The sequence below is a fragment of the Aeromonas sp. 1HA1 genome (assembly GCF_029237385.1).
GTDB lineage: Bacteria > Pseudomonadota > Gammaproteobacteria > Enterobacterales > Aeromonadaceae > Aeromonas > Aeromonas popoffii.
Window position 1 is genome coordinate 45,723 of the sequence record NZ_JAACGC010000013.1, and the last position, 18,389, is coordinate 64,111.

At 59.9% G+C, this 18,389-nt stretch carries 12 protein-coding genes, 2 tRNA genes and 1 pseudogene; 9 read left to right on the forward strand and 6 right to left on the reverse strand.

All coding sequences use genetic code 11. The features are described 5' to 3' along the window. The first annotated feature begins 44 nt into the window (after positions 1-44). Together GWQ22_RS06685 and GWQ22_RS06690 are read left to right on the forward strand one after the other, a co-directional pair. A complete protein-coding gene (locus tag GWQ22_RS06685) occupies positions 45-1,820 on the forward strand; it encodes an autotransporter assembly complex family protein (protein ID WP_212512433.1) in 1,776 nt (591 codons plus the stop codon). Between the two features lie 79 nt (positions 1,821-1,899). Beyond that, positions 1,900-5,622: a translocation/assembly module TamB domain-containing protein gene (locus GWQ22_RS06690; RefSeq protein WP_275929823.1), complete on the forward strand. Its 3,723-nt coding sequence runs from the start codon at positions 1,900-1,902 to the stop codon at positions 5,620-5,622. Positions 5,623-5,742: 120 nt separating this feature from the next. On the opposite strand, the gene GWQ22_RS06695 is transcribed toward GWQ22_RS06690, so the two are convergent. Together GWQ22_RS06695 and GWQ22_RS06700 are read right to left on the reverse strand one after the other, a co-directional pair. Then, a tRNA-Tyr gene (locus GWQ22_RS06695) sits at positions 5,743-5,827 on the reverse strand. 49 nt (positions 5,828-5,876) lie between these two features. After that, positions 5,877-5,961, reverse strand: a tRNA-Tyr gene (locus tag GWQ22_RS06700). A 125-nt stretch (positions 5,962-6,086) separates the two neighbouring features. Between GWQ22_RS06700 and GWQ22_RS06705 the strand changes: the two genes are divergently transcribed. Further along, entirely contained in the window at positions 6,087-6,596 is a 510-nt protein-coding gene (locus GWQ22_RS06705) for a VC2046/SO_2500 family protein (protein WP_275929824.1), read from the forward strand. Positions 6,597-6,695: 99 nt separating this feature from the next. On the opposite strand, the gene raiA is transcribed toward GWQ22_RS06705, so the two are convergent. Beyond that, entirely contained in the window at positions 6,696-7,037 is a 342-nt protein-coding gene (gene raiA / locus GWQ22_RS06710; RefSeq protein ID WP_042034639.1) for a ribosome-associated translation inhibitor RaiA, read from the reverse strand. A gap of 371 nt (positions 7,038-7,408) precedes the next feature. Between raiA and GWQ22_RS06715 the strand changes: the two genes are divergently transcribed. The 5 genes from GWQ22_RS06715 to yciA all read left to right on the forward strand — a co-directional run bounded on the left by GWQ22_RS06715 (position 7,409) and on the right by yciA (position 14,702). Beyond that, a complete protein-coding gene (locus GWQ22_RS06715; RefSeq protein ID WP_275929825.1) occupies positions 7,409-9,916 on the forward strand; it encodes an EAL domain-containing protein in 2,508 nt (835 codons plus the stop codon). 82 nt (positions 9,917-9,998) lie between these two features. After that, positions 9,999-11,915 carry a transglycosylase SLT domain-containing protein gene (locus GWQ22_RS06720; protein WP_275929833.1) on the forward strand — a complete coding sequence of 639 codons (1,917 nt, stop codon included), beginning with the start codon at positions 9,999-10,001 and terminating at the stop codon, positions 11,913-11,915. A gap of 179 nt (positions 11,916-12,094) precedes the next feature. Beyond that, positions 12,095-13,093: a LacI family DNA-binding transcriptional regulator gene (locus tag GWQ22_RS06725; protein WP_042034637.1), complete on the forward strand. Its 999-nt coding sequence runs from the start codon at positions 12,095-12,097 to the stop codon at positions 13,091-13,093. Positions 13,094-13,353: 260 nt separating this feature from the next. Next, complete coding sequence (locus tag GWQ22_RS06730; RefSeq protein ID WP_275929826.1) at positions 13,354-14,166, forward strand: SDR family oxidoreductase; 813 nt, start codon at positions 13,354-13,356, stop codon at positions 14,164-14,166. A gap of 137 nt (positions 14,167-14,303) precedes the next feature. Then, positions 14,304-14,702, forward strand: coding sequence for an acyl-CoA thioester hydrolase YciA (gene yciA / locus GWQ22_RS06735; RefSeq protein ID WP_084204563.1), 399 nt, complete (start codon positions 14,304-14,306; stop codon positions 14,700-14,702). 6 nt (positions 14,703-14,708) lie between these two features. Here the strand turns inward: yciA and GWQ22_RS06740 are convergent, their stop codons facing one another. Beyond that, positions 14,709-14,933, reverse strand: coding sequence for a hypothetical protein (locus GWQ22_RS06740; protein ID WP_042034633.1), 225 nt, complete (start codon positions 14,931-14,933; stop codon positions 14,709-14,711). Between the two features lie 110 nt (positions 14,934-15,043). Between GWQ22_RS06740 and GWQ22_RS06745 the strand changes: the two genes are divergently transcribed. Next, entirely contained in the window at positions 15,044-15,889 is an 846-nt protein-coding gene (locus GWQ22_RS06745; protein WP_042034632.1) for an endonuclease/exonuclease/phosphatase family protein, read from the forward strand. Positions 15,890-15,958: 69 nt separating this feature from the next. Here GWQ22_RS06745 and GWQ22_RS06750 read toward each other — a convergent pair. Together GWQ22_RS06750 and gloB are read right to left on the reverse strand one after the other, a co-directional pair. Continuing rightward, a pseudogene (locus GWQ22_RS06750) lies at positions 15,959-17,506 on the reverse strand (LysM peptidoglycan-binding domain-containing protein). A gap of 69 nt (positions 17,507-17,575) precedes the next feature. Continuing rightward, positions 17,576-18,340 carry a hydroxyacylglutathione hydrolase gene (gene gloB, locus GWQ22_RS06755; RefSeq protein WP_108535447.1) on the reverse strand — a complete coding sequence of 255 codons (765 nt, stop codon included), beginning with the start codon at positions 18,338-18,340 and terminating at the stop codon, positions 17,576-17,578. Positions 18,341-18,389 lie beyond the last annotated feature (49 nt).

Below are 18,389 nucleotides of genomic sequence, written 5' to 3' on the forward strand. Positions count from 1 at the left end.
GACTCTTGCATTATTTTAATCATGTTTTTCGGGGAAATTGACGTTTGACAGGATGCAATCCGCCCCTGCCAGCAGGGATCTCATCGCCCGGACGGGTTTTCCGTCGCAGGCTCCGCGCACTGGGCCTGAGTCTCTGTTTGCTGCTGTTCGTCACCCCGGCCATGGCGGCCAAACTCACCTATCAGGTCAAGGGGCTGAGAGGGGAAACCAAGGATAACGTCGAAGCCTTCCTCAATGCGCTGCCCGTCTTTCAAGAGCGCCAATTCCGCACGGCCCGCCCCAAGATCACCGAGAGTGTGCAACAAGCCCTGCAGGTCTTTGGCTACTATCAGCCCAAGATCACCCTGAGCCGTTACAAAAATGCCCCCGCCAGGGTGGTGATCGAGGTGGATGCAGGCAAGCCTGTCATCATCTCCCGCCTCGACATACTGCTGGAAGGGGATGCGGGCAGCGACGACATCTTCAGTGCGCTGCTGGACAAGCTGCCCCTGCAGGAGGGAGATCCCCTCCACCACGGCAAATACGAATCCATCAAGGCGGATCTCGGCAGCCTGGGGCTGGCCCGCGGCTACTTCGACGCCAAGATCAGCAAGAGTCAGGTCAAGGTGTTCCCGGATCAGGGCACGGCCGAGATCTACATACTGTTTCGCTCCGGCCAGCGCTATCACTTTGGCGAGATCCACTACGACGCCACGCCCGAGGCGCTGCGCCTCATTCGGCCGCTCGTCAACATCAAGAGCGGCGACCCCTATCTGGCGATCCGGCTGGCCGAGATGTCGCAGGATATCTCCTCCACCAGGATGTTCAAGGAGGTGGATATCAGGCCCATGGTCAGCCAGGCGGAGGGCAACCGGGTGCCGGTGCAGGTGACGCTCTCCAACCGGGTCGACCACGAAATAGAAACGGGTATCGGTTTTGCCACCGACGTGGGGCCGCGTATTAGCGCCACGTGGGAGAAGCCCTGGGTCAACAGCTATGGTCACCGTCTCAACGCCACCGCCAAGGTCTCGCAACCCGAGGCCGAGCTTAGCTTCGATTACCAGATCCCGGTGGGCAACCCACTGCGGAACTACTACTCGCTGCAGGCGGGTTATCAATACAAGGACATCAACGATACCCGCTCCGACCTGACCACCCTCAGCGTGCGCCGCTGGACGCGGCAGCCGGAGAGTTGGGACCGAAACGTCTTCATCCGGCTCGAAAACGAGGTCTTTACCCAGGGTGCAGACAAGGGGAACAGCTTGCTGCTGATCCCCGGTGTCTCCTGGTCGCGGTTGCGGATGCGCGGTGGTCTGGTGCCTGATTGGGGCGATCGCCAGCAGCTGACTCTGGAGTTTTCCGATCCCTACTGGGGCTCCGATATCAGCTTCGTGCGGGTGTGGGGCCGCAGCAGGTGGCTGCGCTCCCTGGGAGAGGATCACCGCTTCCTGCTGCGGGCGGAGCAGGGCGCCATCATAGGGGACAGCTTCTCGCTGGTGCCGCCGTCACTGCGCTTCTTCACCGGTGGTGACCAGACGGTGCGTGGCTATGGCTACGAGACCATCTCGCCGCGCGGCAGCGACGGCAAGTTGCTGGGGGGCCGTTACGTGAGCGTTGCCAGTGCCGAATACAGCTACCGCTTCAGTGACAGATGGCTCGGCGCCCTGTTCGTGGATGGCGGGACGGCCACGGTCGATTACAGCGAGGCTTGGAAGATAGGCCCGGGTGTCGGCGTGCGTTGGGTCACCCCCATAGGTCAGGTCAGGCTCGATCTGGCGGTGGCCATTACCGAGGATGACAAGCCGCTGCGGCTCCATTTCGCGTTGGGGCCTGAACTATGATCCGGTTTAAACGCACCCATCTTCCTCTTTGTTCTCTTTCTTGGCCGCTGCGGCTGCATGTTTCGCGGGGGCCTGTGCTGTGATCTGGGTAAAACGCATTCTTCTCTGGCTGATGGGGCTCGTCTTCCTGCTGCTGATTGGCGTCAGCCTGCTGGGCTTCACCCATCAGGGCAACAAGTGGCTATGGCAACAGGCCAGGGCGGCGCTGCCCTCCCTCAAGGGAGAGCTGGTGGCGGGCCAACTCGGTTATGGCTGGACCCTGGAAGGGGTCGGCTGGCAGGACGAGCTGGTGGATGTCATGGTGGAGCGGGCCGTGCTGAACTGGGATCTCGGCAAGTTGTTGCAGGGCAAGCTCTGGATCAAATCTCTGACGGTCACCCACCCCGTGGTCAAGGTCGCTGAATCGGAGCCGGTGCAGGAAGAGCCATCAGAACCCTTCGTCTGGCGTCCGCTGCCCCTGCGGATCCAGGTCGATAGCCTCCAGGTGGCAGACTTGGATCTGGCGGTGCCCGGCGTCGGTGTGACCCTCACGTCCCTCGACATCGGCGCCACCCTCAGTCGCCAGGGGCTCATCGTGCGCGGGCCTGTGCTGGATGGCCTGACCGTGACCCTGGCCGAGACGCCGCCTGCCGATGCAGCCAAACCGGCTGCGGCCAAGGCGCAGAAGGCAACCAACGCGGCGCCCATCGCGCTGCCCGCCATCACTCTGCCTTTCCCCATCCAGCTGGAAGGCCTGACGGCGACCCGCTTTCGCTATCAACAAGGGGAGCTGAACGAAGGGCTCGACACCCTGCGGCTGTCGGCCAGTGGGAAAGAGGAGCGCATCGAGGTGCGCGAGCTCTCCCTGCGCCATGCCATGGCGGATTTGGCGCTTAAGGGCCATATCCGGCTGACCGAGGATTATCCGCTTGAGTTGACCCTGGACGCCAAGGCCCGCAAGGGGCTGCTGGATGGCAAACTCAAGGGGGGGCAGGCGGCCCTGATCCTGGGTGGCTCGGTAGGCAAGCTGGCGCTGGATCTGCAAGCCAAGGGGCCGGTGGCCGCCAACCTCAAGGGGTCATTGGCCGCCCTCAACCCTGACTTGCCGTTTGATCTGGGGCTGGAGTGGCAGCGCCTCGACTGGCCCCTGCACAAGCCAGCCAAGGACGAGCCCAGCTATCAGTTGGACAAAGGCAGCCTGACTGCCAAGGGTAAACTCTCCGGCTATCAGTTTGCCTTGAATACGGCTGGCAAAGGCACTGACGTCCCCCCCTTCAAGCTGGCGCTGACGGGCAAGGGGGATCTGGAACAACTGAACCAGATAAAGCTGCAGCTCAACGCCCTGAAAGGGGAGCTCAAGCTCGATGGCAAGTTGGCCTGGAACCAGGGGGTACGCTGGCAGGGCACCACCGAATTCAAGGAGATCAATCCCGCCGAACTGGTTCCCGAGCTCAAGGGCAAGCTGGCGGGCAAGATTACCAGCCAGTTCGAACTGAACGAGACAGGCCACTGGCAGCTGCAGCTGCCAGAACTGAAGGTCGAGGGCAAGCTCAACCAGCATCCGCTGGCCATCAAGGGCCGCCTCAGCGGCAACGACAAGATGGAGTGGCAGATCCCCGCGCTGGCACTGCAAAGCGGCCCTAACCAGCTGCAGGTCAAGGGCAGCCTCAGCCAGCAGGCATGGAGGCTGGATGCGGATATCGATGCCCCCAATCTGGCCGGGCTCTACCCCGGTCTGAAGGGGGACATCAAGGGACAGGTGCGCCTCACCGGCAACCAGCAGACACCAAGGGTCACGACGGAACTAGCCGCCAGCCGGCTCTACTATGCGGGCACGGATCTGAAGGGGATTGCCATCAAGGGTAATGCCCTGGTCGGCGACAAGCCGGCCGGTGAGCTGGCGCTGACGGTGGCGAGCCTGGTACAAGGGGCCAACGCGCTCAGCCAGCTGGCCCTGAACCTGAGCGGTGATCTCAATCAGCATGTTTTATCGCTGACCATGAAGGGCGAGCCGGTGGCGGCCAATCTCAACCTGAGCGGTAGCCTGCGCGGGGACCGCTGGCGTGGCACCCTATCGGAGCTCAAGCTGAAGACGCCGCTGCAGCGTTGGGAGCTGACAGCCCCCTGGGCGCTTGACCTCGATCTGCCGCACCAGCGGTTGACCATGGGGGATCTCTGCCTGGGATCCAAGGGGGCTAGCCTCTGTGTCAAGGGCAGCCAGGTTTCGGCCCAGCAGGGTAGTCTCGAATTTGCCCTGAGCGGGCTAGATCTCCAGCGTCTGCACCCCTGGCTACCGGACAATTTCTGCTGGCTGGCGGTGCTCTCCGCCGATGGCAAAGCCAGTTGGCGAGGCAGCCAGCCGACCCTGCGCGCCACCGTGCGTACCACGCCGGGCACCCTGGTTGCTAATGGGCTCAAGACCGATTATCAGCAGCTCGAGTTTGGGATCGATTTCGAACGTCAGCAGGCGGCGCTCCGGCTCGATTTCGTCTCCAAACAGATAGGCACTATCGATACCAATCTGCTGGTCACGGATCCATCCGGCCGTGGCAGGCTGTCGGGGCAGCTCAAGTTTGACGACCTCAAGCTGACGACCTTCGCCCCGCTCATCCCGGAGGTACGCTCCCTGCAGGGCGTTATCTCCGCCGATGCCCGTTTCGATGGTACCCTGGCCGCCCCCTTGCTGTTTGGTCAACTCAACCTGCTGGATGGGGAGGTGCAGACCCATTCCGACATGGTGACCCTCTCCAAGCTGGTGACCCGCCTCAAGATTGAAGGCAACCGGGCTGAACTCGACGGCACCATGCTGGTGGGCAAGGGTCCGCTGGTGTTGGGGGGCTGGTTGAGCTGGGCTCAGATGCCGGTCAGTGGCAGCCTCACCATTCAGGGCAAGGAGCTGGATGCCCAATATCCGGGCATGGGACGGGTGCGACTCTCCCCCGATATCGCCATCTCGCTGGGAGAGCAGACCCAGATCACCGGTCAGGTCGACATTCCCTGGGCGCGGATCCTGGTCAAGAGCCTGCCCGAGAGCGCGGTCTCCGTCTCCGATGACGTGATAGTGATCCATGACGATCTGCCGCCGGAGCCCAGGGCTACGCCGCTGCCAATAGCGATCAAACTTGCCATTCGGCTCGGAGACGACATACGGTTCGATGCCATGGGGCTCACCACCAGGGTGGGCGGGGGCATCAACATCAGCCAGGGGCCTTCCCGGCCACTTGCCGGCAATGGTCAGCTGGTGCTCAACGATGGTCGCTTCAGGGCTTATGGCCAGAACCTTATCATCAAGGATGGTCGCATCCTCTTCTCCGGCCCGCTTGATCGGCCCTTCCTCAACATAGAAGCCATTCGGGATCCCGCGACCATAGCGGCCAATGTGACTGTCGGGGTCAGGGTGACAGGGCCGGCTAGCAAGCCCAATATCACCGTTTTTTCTCAACCTCAGATGGCGCAATCCGAACAGCTTTCCTATCTGCTGCGCGGCAGGGGTTTGCAGACCAGTGGCGCAGATGGCGGTTTCAATGGCTTGCTGGTGGCCGGTGCCGTCAGTCAGGCCAGCGGCGTTGTCTCCAGCCTGGGGAAATCCCTCGGCATGAGCGATGTGGCGCTTGATACTGCTGGCAGTGGCAACAACACTCAGGTTACCTTGTCTGCCTATCTGTTGCCCGGCTTGCAGTTCCAGTATGGGGTCGGTGTGTTCAGCCCCATTGCCGAGCTCAGGCTGCGTTATGAGCTGATGCCCAGACTCTACCTGCAGGCCATGAGCGGGGTGGCCCAGGCAGTGGATATCTTCTATCGCTTCACCCTGCCGGGCAGGTGAATATAAAACGGGAGGCTTAGGCCTCCCGTTTTCATAGGGCCAGTGTGATGGTTTAAGGCCCACTGTTTTTGCATGGTCAGAAATGCGAAAACCCGGCGCCAGGCCGGGTTTTCTGAAGATTGGTGGAGGGAGAAGGATTCGAACCTTCGAAGGCAGAGCCGTCAGATTTACAGTCTGATCCCTTTGGCCACTCGGGAACCCCTCCACGGGGCATTGCATCTGTTGCTTGGCCTTGCTGACTACTGCACTTGAAATGGTGGAGGGAGAAGGATTCGAACCTTCGAAGGCAGAGCCGTCAGATTTACAGTCTGATCCCTTTGGCCGCTCGGGAACCCCTCCACAAGTGCGAGGCGCATACTAACAGATCTTCCGCTGTTGTGAACCCCTTGACGGGATTTTTCCTGCTCACAGGATCCGATTTGCGGCCGATAAGCGATGAAACCACCATTTCCAAGAGTTATCTCATGCTACCCAGCGCGATACGTGATCAGCTGTTGGTTGACGAGGCCCAGCTGGGGCAACGTCTAAATCGGGATCTCCAGCACGGCGACAGGGCTGATTTTCGTCTGCACTTGGCCTTGCTGACCGATGCTGTGGAGGCGCAGCCCTGGTTCGATCCGGTGGCCGCGTCCAAGCCGGATCCCCGGGACTGGCGCAGCCGCTTTGCGCTGCCAGCGCTGGCCCCCCTGCAAGGGGGTGAGGATGATGGGGATGGTGTGCGACTCAACGAGCGGCTGCAACAGGGGGGCTCTATGGTGGATGTCAGGCTCTGGCTGGCGTTGCGCTCGCCGCCCTTGCTGGGCACGCAGCCGACGCTGGATCCCGCCGTGTATGACAACCTCTCGCTTCTGGGGCGTGAGCGCTGGCAACGCAAGATAGCGGATCAGCCAAGGGGTGACGATCCGCAGCTCATGCTGCCAATACTGGATGCGTTGCAACAGGGGGTGGATGCTCGTCTGCACTGGTTAAGCTGAGACAGGGTAAGGAGGGGGCATCGACTCGCGGCAACGTCAGGATGCAAAAAGGCGGGAAGATCCCGCCTTTATTGTTTGATTCGCGCGATGTGCTGCAGGTTATGCGTCGGCTTCATCCACTTGGGGTACGACTTCCTTGGTACTGGCGGCCGCACGACGGGCGATGGGCTTCTCGATGTGTCGGTTGAGCTGACGTTCCAGCTTTTGCCCCAGTTCGGTGATGGCGGCGTACATATCCTCGTGTTCTGCCTGTGCAAACAGTTTGCCGTTGGGGATGCCAGCACTGGCTTCAACGATAAACATCAGGCGTTCTTTGGAGACAATCACATGGGGTGTGATAAGAGGCACCTGAAGACGTTCGAGCTTTTCAAAGCGGGATTCAATGCGCTCGCGGATAGCCGGGGTGATGTCGATGATTTTGCTGGTAATTTCGATTTTCATATTGGCCCCCTTCGGGTCGTCTTGCTTGTGTCTTCACCTTCAGAGTACTCATGGCAGAATATTGAAATGTGATCTTTGTCACGAAATGAATCCTTTACTATCACGCGACTTATAAATTGTGATCTTTTCCCGTTCTGCGTCAAAAAGCACTTGAGCTCCATGAAACTGGCAGGCAGTATGGGAAACTTGGATCGTTTCTGTCCCCCCTTGGCAGCGCCGCATGTCGACTTCATGTCCGGTTTTCACCGCATAGTCTCGCTTCTTTCTCACTCCTCACCTATCGCGCTATGCCCGTAGTGCGAGAGGGTATTGTGTGGCTCTATCAAGTTGTCAGGGTATTGAACGTGGTTGTCGTGGTGTTGGAGTAGTAGATGAAACAGCAGGGCACTCAGATGATGTGGTTTTATGATCGGCAACATGAGCAGTGGAGCCTGTCCGATCATGCCTCTTACCAGTTATGGCAAGGGGAGGGGGCACATCCCTGGGCCGGTCAGCTGGCCGTGGACGATGAACCCGGCTTCTCTGATTTTCTCTCCAGACTCTACCACTCACGCCAGCCAGCCCAGTTCATCGGTCACCTGATGGACGAGCATGGCGAGGTGCGCCATGTGCTCTGGAGCGGCCAGTACGTCTCTGCCCAGCAAGTATGCTGTGGCTGGCTGGCCCCGCTGGATACCACCCGCAGTACGCCTGAACTGTCCCAGCAGCTCCCCCTGTTGCAAGATCCCCTGCTGGCCCAGCTGGCCCAAGCGCTGTCCGCCAGAACCGGGCTCGACTTTTTCGATACCCTGATCAACCAACTCGCCCATATCCTGGTCGCGGATGCGGTATGGCTGGCAGAGCGCACCAGCAGCGACCGCCTCAAGGTACTGGCCTGTCACGGTATCGATCTCAAAGAGTACGAACTCGCGGGCATGCCCTGCCAGCAGCTCTATCGGCGTGGTGAGGCCTGCGTGGTCACCATCGAGGCCGATTGCCAGCTTAATCCGCAGTTGAAAGCGGGGCAGCGTTATTACGCCCAGCCGCTGTTCGACAGACAGGGTCAGATCCTGGGCCATCTGGCACTGCTCTTCTCAGGCGAGATCGAGATCCCCAACCTGGATTCAGTGCTGACCATTTTCTCTGTGCGCATGGTGGCCGAGCTGGAGCGGTTGCAGAGCGATGCCCAGCTGCGGCTCTCTGCAGTGGCCTTCGAAACCCACGAGGGCATCATCATCACGGATCCCGACTTCAAGATTTTGCGGGTCAACCATGCCTTTAGCCAGATCAGCGGCTTTGACAGTCAGCGGGTGATTGGGCTGTATCTTGGCAATGACCTCTGGTCAGGGCTGGGGGGGCTGGGCTATGAGCTCAATACCTTGAGCCGCTGGCAGGGAGAGACCCGGCGCCAGCACGTCGATGGTCACATCTATCCCCAGTGGGAAATCGTCACGCCCGTGCAGGATGACAAAGGGGTGATCAGCCACTTCGTCATCTGTTTCGAAGACATCTCGGAGCGCAAGGAGGCCGAACGTCGCATCCAGCATCTCGCCTACTACGACGAGCTGACCGGTCTGCCCAACCGCCGCCAGTTGCACGAGACCCTGGCTCAGGCGTTCCGCGAGGCAAGCCGCGATCACCTGATAGGGGCCCTGCTGTTCATCGATCTGGATCACTTCAAGACCATCAATGACTCCCTGGGTCATGCCACCGGCGACTGGCTGCTCAAGGAGGTGGCCACTCGCCTCAAACGGCTGGTGCGCCAGGGGGATTGCCTGGCGAGGCTGGGTGGCGACGAATTCGTGCTGCTGCTGCCCTCGCTGTCGGCCAGCCCGCCCCAGGCGGAGATGCAGGCCGACATCATCACCGAGCGGCTCATCAGCGAGATCGCCGCCCCCTACACCCATGGCCAGCAGGTGCTGCACATAGGCGCCAGCGTCGGTATTACCCTCTTCCCCGGCCGTGGGCAGGGGGTGGACGATCTGCTCAAGCAGGCTGACACCGCCATGTATCAGGCCAAATCGGCGGGCCGCAAGACCCGCCGCTTCTTCGATGCCTCCATGCAGCAGCAGGCGGATCGTCGGCTACTCATTCACAACGAGCTGCGCAATGCCCTCAGCCAACAGGAGCTGACCCTCTACTACCAGCCGCAGCACATGGTGGAAGGGGGGGACATCATAGGGGTCGAGGCGCTGATCCGCTGGCAACCGCCGGGGCGGGCGCTGGTCTCTCCCGCCGAGTTCATTCCCATTGCCGAGGAGACGGATCTCATCGTTGACATCGGTAACTGGGTGCTGCACGAGGCGTGCGCCCAGTATGTGCTGTGGGAAGAGAACGGTATCCACATCCCCCAGCTCTCGGTCAATGTCAGTGCCAAGCAGTTCCATGCCAGCGACTTTGTCGAGCGCATTCATGATGTGCTGGCCGCCACCGGCATGGATCCCGCCTGCCTGAATCTGGAGATCACCGAATCCGTGGTGCTCGGCCATGCGGAAGATACCATCAGCAAGATGAGCGAGCTCAAGGTGCTCGGCATCAGTTTCGCCATCGATGATTTCGGCGCCGGTTACTCCTCCCTGAGTTACTTGAAACGGCTGCCGGCCGATGAACTCAAGATAGATCGCTCCTTCATCCAGGACATTCCCAAGGATGGCGACAACATGGCCATCGTCGAGGCCGTTATCGCCATGGCTCGCCACATGGGGTTCAACGTGACGGCAGAAGGAGTGGAGTCACGCCAGCAGCTGGAGTTTTTGCAGGCACAGGGCTGCCATTTCTATCAGGGGTATCTGGCCTCCAAGCCGTTGCCAGTGCCTTATCTGGAACGTTATGTCAAACGTCTTACCCGCAGTGATGGCGTTGTTTCAGGCGCGAAAAATAGTGTGGCGAGCGAGCTGTAGCCCTTCACGTTAACGAGTAGAATGAGTGCACGACACCACCGCCAACGGGCGGTGGTATTACTGCGCAATGGAGACGTCTTTGGTGAAAGCCCTGCAGGGAATCATATTATCGGCGCTGTTCGTGCCCGGACTTCTGATGCAAGTCGCAGCACAGACTATGGATCAGTCCCTCTACCGTCAGGCCCATGAGGCAGTAAGAGCCAACGATCAGGCCCGTTTCCAGCAAATTCGCGCCCGTTTGACCCATTATCCTTTGTTGCCCTATCTGGATTACTACCAGCTGGCCTTCCGGCCCGGGGCGGCAGACTATGACAAGGTTGTCAGCTTCATTCGCGATCACGGTGACACGCCCCAATCCAACCGGCTGGAACGCAGTTACCTCACCTATCTGGCCCAGAGTCAGCAGTGGTCCCAGTTCCTGCGTTTCTACCCGGCCAAGCCGAGCTCCACCGATCTGCTCTGCATGCACTATCAGGCGCGCTACTACACGGGGCACCAGACTCAGGCCTTGCAGGAGGCGGGCAAGCTCTGGTTGAGCGGCCAATCCCGTCCCGATGCCTGTACCCCTTTGTTCCAGCTCTGGCAGCAGGCTGGATTGCGTACCCAGGAGAAGGTCTGGACCCGCATGACCTTGGCGTTTGAAGCGGAAAACCCCAACCTGATACGCCATCTGGGCGCCCAACTTGGCAGCGGCATGCGGCCTTACGCCGATCAGATGATCGCCTTGTTCGAGCAGCCCGCCAAGGCGATGAACCCGGCCTATTTTTCCACCACAGCCCCCTCAAAGCGGCTGTTGCTGCTGGGCTTGGCCCGTTATGCCAATCAGCAGCCCGAATCCGTGCTGGGCCAATTGCCCACGATGCGCACGCGCTTCGGGTTGACCACCACAGAGCTGGAGCCGGTGGAGCGAGCCGTGGCCCGTCGCCTGCTGCTGGCGCGATCCACTTCCCAGCGCAGTTGGGTGGATGCCACAGTCGTGCGGCTGGTCGATCCGGATCTGCTGGAGCTGCGTGCCCGGCTCGCCATCTGGGAGCAGGACTGGCACGGGCTCTCCGGCTGGGTGAAGCGCATGCCGATGGCGTTGCAGAAAGAGGATCGCTGGCGTTACTGGCTGGCGCGCTCGTTGGAAGTACAGGGGCAAAAGAAACCGGCGTGGGATCTCTATCTGGAAACGGCCAACTTGCGCGGTTTCTATGGTTTCATGGCCGCTCAGCGCACGGGTGTGCCATATCGGATCAAGAACCAGAGCGCCGGCACCAAGGTACCCGACTGGCGTACTGCAACTCAGCATTGGCCCTTCTTGCTGCGGGTGCGTGAGCTGCTGGACATGAATGAAATCACGGCGGCGCGCGCTGAGTGGGTCCACAACATGGATCGCAACCCGGTGGCCCAGCGTATCGAGTTTGGCCACATAGCGCTCAATCAGGGATGGCATGAGCTGGCTATTCTGGCCAGCATCCGTGCCGAAGCCTGGGATGCGATCGAGTTGCGTTTCCCCAAACCCTACAAGCAGACCTTCAGCCAGATGGCGCGGGAGCGCTCGGTGGATATGAGCTTGCTCTATGCGGTATCGCGCCAGGAGAGCGCCCTCTATCCACGGGCAGAATCGCCGGTGGGTGCGCGTGGTCTGATGCAACTGATGCCAGCCACCGCCAAGGAGACCGCCAGCAAGTTGGGGGTGCCCTATCGTAACGAGCAGCAGCTGTTCGATCCCGCCATGAACATCCGCCTTGGCAGCGCCTATCTCAAGCGGCTGCTGGATGTGTATGACGGTAATCGCATTCTGGCAACGGCGGCTTACAATGCCGGACCTGGCCGGGTCAAACGCTGGCGCGATCAGAGCACTGACAAGCCAATGGATGTCTGGGTCGAGAGCATCCCCTACAAGGAGACGCGCAACTACGTGCAGAACGTGCTGTCGTTCGATCTCATCTATCAGCACAAACTGCAACAACCGCTGCGCTTCATGTCCGAACGCGAGCTGAGTCACGCTTATTGAGATGGCAGCCGCGGCGGCGGCTGCCCAATTCCCTTTCCTCCCCCAAAGTGGTTATTATCCCATAAGGTTTTGTGACAAAAGGAAGCCAGTCAGGTGATCGGGCGCCATGTCTTGGTCTGACAGGCTCGATATCATCGCCCGATCAACACAGACAGGCTTCCCCAACAAAGGAATTGATAGTGGCAACGATTAAAGACGTTTCTCGGTTGGCTAATGTGTCCATTTCAACTGTGTCGCGGGTGATCAACAACACGGCTCAGGTGGCACCAGAAAAGCGTGAGGCCGTATTGGCGGCCATGAAGGAACTGAATTTTCGTCCCAACAGTTTTGCCCAAGCGCTGGTCAGTAAGCGATCCAACTGCATCGGCGTTCTGGTGGGGGACCTGTGTGGTGGCCCCTTCTTCGCCCAGATGATGCGCGGCATCGAGACCATGGTCGACAAGGCGGACAAGTTCACCATCGTCATGTCCGGCAACCACGATGCGGTGCGCGAGCGTCATGCTATCCAGGCGCTGCTGCAGCGTCAGTGCGATGCGCTGATCCTGCACAGCAAGGCGCTGCCCGACGAGGAGCTGAGCGAGCTGGTGGCCGGTAATACCCCTATTGTCTTCATCAACCGCCAGGTGCCGGGTGCCGAGGATCGTTGTGTCTGGCTGGATAACCAGGCAGGCATCACCACCGCCTGCCAGCATCTGCTGGATGCGGGTCACCGCAAGATTGCCTTCGTGACCTCGGATGACGAACAGTTCGTCGACGGTCAGCAGCGGATGGCGGGCTACCGTTACGCTCTGCAGCGGGCGGGCTTGGCGCTGGATCCTGCCTTGATTGGGCGAGCCTTCGCCGATGAGAATGGCGGTTATGTAGCCATGGGTGAGCTGCTGGAGCGAGGCGTCGAGTTCACCGCTGTGCTCGGTTTCAACGATGCCATGGTGGCGGGGGCCATCTCCTGCCTGCTGGAGCGGGGCTACAAGATACCGCAGCAGATCTCTGTGGTGGGTTTCGATGACATACCCTACGCCCGTTACATCTACCCCAAACTCACCACAGTACGTTATCCCATCGAGGAGATGGGCGGCCGGGCGGCCGAGCTGGCCCTGCGCCTGCTGGATCACAAGCCGGTCGACGGGCTGGTGCTCAAGTTCGAAGCCGAGCTGGTCAGACGCGAATCCGTCGCCTGACGAGACAGAATTGGCCCTGAATGGGCCAATTCTTCGTCTATGCGTAGCCCAAAAATTGAAAGCGTTTTCAGAAATCCTTTTCAACTGTGATCCGCTTCAAAGCTTTTTGGCCAGCCTGCCACTAGCATAGGCCTCACGAATTAGGAGCCTGCGCTCCCGATTTTCCCGCTGTGGGAGGTAACTGGTCAATCCAGCTATTTCCTTCGTTACTTTCGACGGTCATCATGGATGACCGTTTTTTTTTGTCAGGATTTTTGCCAATGACCACACAATGTATACAGCAGACGGGGATAGTGGGGGCGGGTTGGCTGGGGCTGCCGTTGGCTAGGGCGCTGCAGGCGCAAGGCAAGGCCGTGGTGGTGACGGTCAGCTCGGCCGAGAAGGCCGCCCGTCTGACGGCCGAAGGGGTAACTGCCTGGCCGCTGCAACTGTCGGTCCAGCTGGAGGCCCTGCCGTTTCAGTGTCGCGAGCTGGTGATCTGCGTGCCGCCGAGCAAGACAGAGGATTACCCTGAGGCCATCGCCTGCCTGTGCCAGCTGGCAAAAGCTACGGGAGTGCAGCGGGTACTGTTCGTGAGCGCCACCTCGGTATGGGCGCCGGGGCAAGGGGAGGATGAACCGCCTGCCCCTGCCCACGCTCGTGGTATGCGGATGCTGGCCGCCGAGCAGGCGGTACTGGACGCAGGTGTGGAGTGTGCCATGGTACTGCGCCCGGCCGGCCTATATGGTCCGGAGCGCCATCCCGGGCGTTTCCTGGCGGGCAAGACCCTGGAAGGGGGTGGGCAGGCGGTGAACCTGGTGCATCTGGATGATGTGGTGGCCGCTTGCCAGCTGATGCTGGCGCAAGGCGAAAACCGGGATGCCTACAACCTGAGCGCCCCCGTTCATCCGCGCCGCGAGCAATTTTATCCCTTTGCGGCCCGCCAGCTCGGCTTGCCGGCCCCCGTCTTCATCGAGCCTGCAGGGATCTTTGCCCCGGTCGAGGGCAGCCTCATCTGTCAGCGCCTCGGTTTTGCCTATCGCTGGCCCGATCCGGCCCACTGGTTTGCCGAGCTGGCAGCACGGAGCAACTGAGGTACGTCTGGCCTGCTCACGGATCGTCTCCCGCGCGGTGGTATGCAGCGCCAGGGCTGGGTCCGTGGGGTAATTGAGGTTTGCCAAGGCGGGGCTCGCCCCCTATCATGCCGCCATCCATGATAGAGAGAGCGGTAATGATGGTAGATACAAAACGTCACCCTGACGGGGAGCTGTTGCTGAGAACCCTGGCGATGCCAGCCGATACCAACCCCAACGGCGATATTTTCGGGGGCTGGATCATGTCCCAGATGGATATAGGTGGGGGCATCATGGCCAAGGAGCTGGCAAAAGGACGTATTTGTACCGTTTCTGTCGAGGGCATGACCTTTCACAGCCCGGTGAAAGTCGGTGATGTGGTTTGTTGTTATGGGCGTTGTCTGAAGATTGGCCGCAGCTCCATGCGTCTTAAACTGGAGGTCTGGGTCAAGCCGGTGCTTCGTGCAAACGAAGCCCAGCGTTACTGTGTGACCGAGGGGATTTTCACCTACGTTGCCATCGACGATCAGGGCAAATCCCGCCCGGTTCCAGTCTAATCCGGCTCAGATAAGCCGGGCGTTGATGATGGATAATTCCTGCTCAAAGCCGGTTTTTTGCCGTATCATGCGTTCCAGCATCTCTTCCGAACCGACACAATGCTCACTGTCGAACAGGCAGAGATCGCATTGGGGATCCCGTCTGATCTGGTAGACGGTGGAAAGATCCACTTGATGACAATTTCCTTGTTGATCATAAAATGTCACGCGGTACTGGTACTGTCTCGCCATCGTTGAATTCCTTCTGGATGCGCCGGCCGGACACGATTCATGAGCCTAGTCGGTTGCGATGACATTTGTGATGGTCATGACACAATGCAGAGGCAGGTGGTTGTTAGCCAATGAAAAATAGTTATCGCATTCTGGGAACGTCGTTGCTGACGTTGGGGTTGGTCGGTTGTTTCGAGGTGCCGGATCAGGATCATATGGTGACGGCACAGGGCATCATTCCCGGCGTCAATTGCCAGCAGCCGCCACTGGTGGCGCTGGCTTCCACCGCCTTGCCCCGCGAGTTTGGCGTCACTGTCTGGAACCTCTACAAGGGTCAACGTAAAAACTGGCGCGAGGGGTTGGATGAGTATGCTAAATCCCAGGATCTGGTGCTGCTGCAGGAGTCGGCGACCCACCCGGACATGCTGGAGTGGCTCAAGGCTGGTGAGTTCCAGTGGCAACAGTTGCAGGCATTCACCCAGGGTGGCGTCTCGTTTGGCGTCATGACGGTCGCCAAAACGCCACAGGCCTTCGTCTGTGGCGTTCGTTCGCCAGAGCCGCTGCTACGCATTCCAAAGTCCGGTCTGGTCAGCCTGTACCCCTTGCAGGGCGATCCTGACGGTGTGCTGGTGGTGAACTTGCATGCGGTCAACTTCGAACTGGGCATGGCCACCTTTCGCGAGCAGCTCAATGATCTGACCGCCCTCATCCATCGCCATCAGGGACCTGTCATTCTGGCGGGGGATTTCAACACCTGGAGCGACAAGCGCGAATTCTGGCTGAACAAGCTGGTGGGCGAGCTGGGACTGCAGGAGGCCATCCCGGTGCCCGATCTGCGCCGTACCGCGTTCGGCCGTCCGCTGGATCACCTCTACTACCGCAATCTGGACCTGGTGGAAGTGAGCAGTCCGGCGACCGACGCCTCGGATCACAATCCCATCATTGCACGCTTCGCGGCCCAGGCCATTACTCCCTGATGGCCCTCGGCGCCGATAAAAAAAACACCCCGCACTTGGCGGGGTGTTTTTTTATAAAGTGACGGTCACTCAGCTGTTGTTCTTCACGAACAGGGTCAGCTCCTGAGCCGGCTTGAGGTCATCGCTCTTGCCGGGCTGATTCCAGCGCATCACATCCATCGCAGCGACCTGAAAGCGGGCGGCGATGGAGGGGAGTGAGCCACCCCGACCAACCGGATAACCCATGGACTTGTTGCTGCTCTTGTCCTACTTGGTCCAGACCACCAGCTTCATGCCGGGTTTCAGGGCCGACTTGGTATCAAGACCATTCCACTTGGCCAGTTGATCATGAGTCACCCCGTGAGCCTGGCTGATGCTCCAGAGGTTGTCACCGGAACGTACCTTGTACTGGATCTTGCTGCCGCTGTGACTGGCAACCTGCTGCGACTTGCTCTGGGCTGCCTGGCGGGTGACCTGTTTGCTGCCACCGGTCGGAATCATCAGGGTTTGGCCACGGCGCAGGTTGTCGCCACGCAGGTTGTTGGCCAGTTTGAGCTGCTGCACGCTCACCCCGTTGTTCTGGGCGATGCGGGAGAGGGTATCGCCACTGGCTACCTGGTAGGAGCGGGTGCGGATACGCTCGCTCTGGGGCAGATCGGCCAGGGCCAGCTCCAGGGTGTCGGCATATTCGACCGGCACCAGCAGGCGATAAGGGCCCTGGGGAGAGGTCGACCAGCGGCTCAGGGCCGGATTGACCTCTTTCAACTGGGCCGGGCGCAGACCCGCCAGCTGGGCGGCCACGTTCAAATCGATCTGCCCCCCGGTGTTGACCACCCGCAGTTGAGGTTTGTTGGCCAGTACCGGCAGGGAGACATTGTATTTGTCCGCGTTGCGTATCATGTCCGCCATGGCCAGGATTTTGGGCACATACATGCGCGTTTCACGGGGCAGATCGAGGGACCAGTAGTCGGTTGGACGACCGGCCTTCTGATTGCGGACTATGGCATTGCGCACACGCCCTTCACCGGCATTGTAGGCGGCCAGGGTTTGCAGCCAGTCACCATCAAAGAAGCGGTTCAGGTACTCCAGATAATCCAGCGCGGCATGGGTGGAAGCCAGCACATCGCGGCGGCCGTCATACCAGTTGTCGTGGCGCAGGCCGAAGTTCTTGCCGGTCGCAGGGACGAATTGCCACAGCCCGACCGCATTGCTACGGGAGCGGGCGTGGGGATCGAACATGCTCTCGATCATGGGGATGGTAATAAGCTCCATTGGCAGCTCACGCCGTTCGATTTCCTCTACCATCAGATACAGGTAGGGCTCAGCCCGGCTGGCAATGGTCGCCAGATGCTTATCATTGCGCAACAACCAATCACGCTGCTGGCGGACACGGTCGTTATCCTGTGGATCAAACTGCATATCCTCGCTGATACGCACCCACAGATTCTCGGTGTCATTCAGTTCGTCTATCTGTTCGTCACCGAACAGGAAGCGCGAAGAATGTTTTTTATACGCTTTTTTGTTGACTTGGGGGGACTTGATCGGCTCGATTGCCGTTAGCGCCCGGTCATCCTGATGGCTCAGGTTTTGGCAGCCGCTGAGAAACAGCGCCGTCAATAAGGCCGTTCGTACCTTCATCTCGCTCAGGTCATCTCTTGAAAAACAGCTGGCATCATAAGGGGCAATGGCCCCCTGATCAAGGTTTGTTCAAAAAACGTCCTTCCAGCTGCGTAGCACGGCGAAAGTATCCTCTGGATTTTCCAAGCATTTTAAGGCGTATTTCTCAGCAGAAAATTTCACAGAATCGTGCTCGCAACGCAGAAAAACGTTGAACTCACGTTCATCCCCCAGCCGGGAGGGGAGACTCGGAAGGCCCTGCTGACGCAGTTTGCTGATCAGCCCGATCCGCTGCTGGATCGCCCTGTTGTCAGGCTCGACCGCGTAGGCGAAACGCAGGTTGGAGAGGGTGTACTCATGGGCACAATAGATGAGGGTGTCGTCGGGCAGGGCGGCGAGCCGTTGCAGCGAGTCATGCATCTGGGCCGGGGTCCCCTCGAACAGGCGACCACAACCGGCGGAGAAGAGCGTATCACCACAGAACAGCATGCCATGGCCGTGGTAGGCGATGTGGCCACGGGTATGGCCGGGCACATGGATGACATCCAGGCTCAGGCCATGCCAGTTGATCTGATCCCCGTCATCGAGCCACTGACCGTGGTGCTCGGGCATGGGATCATGTTTGGGGCCATATAGCCTTGCGTGAGGGAACTGGGTGAGCAGGGCAGTGACGCCGCCCACATGATCCTGGTGGTGGTGAGTCAGCAGGATGGCGTCGAGTTGCAGCTCCAGCGCTGCCAGCCGCTCCAGTACGGGGACCGCATCGCCCGGGTCGACCACCAGACAGTGATTTTCGTGTCGGATCAACCAGATGTAGTTGTCGTTAAAGGCTGGAACTGTGATAACGGTATACATGAGTCTGCTTCTCTTTATGGAGGGTATCTTATATAACTGGATGGCGTTC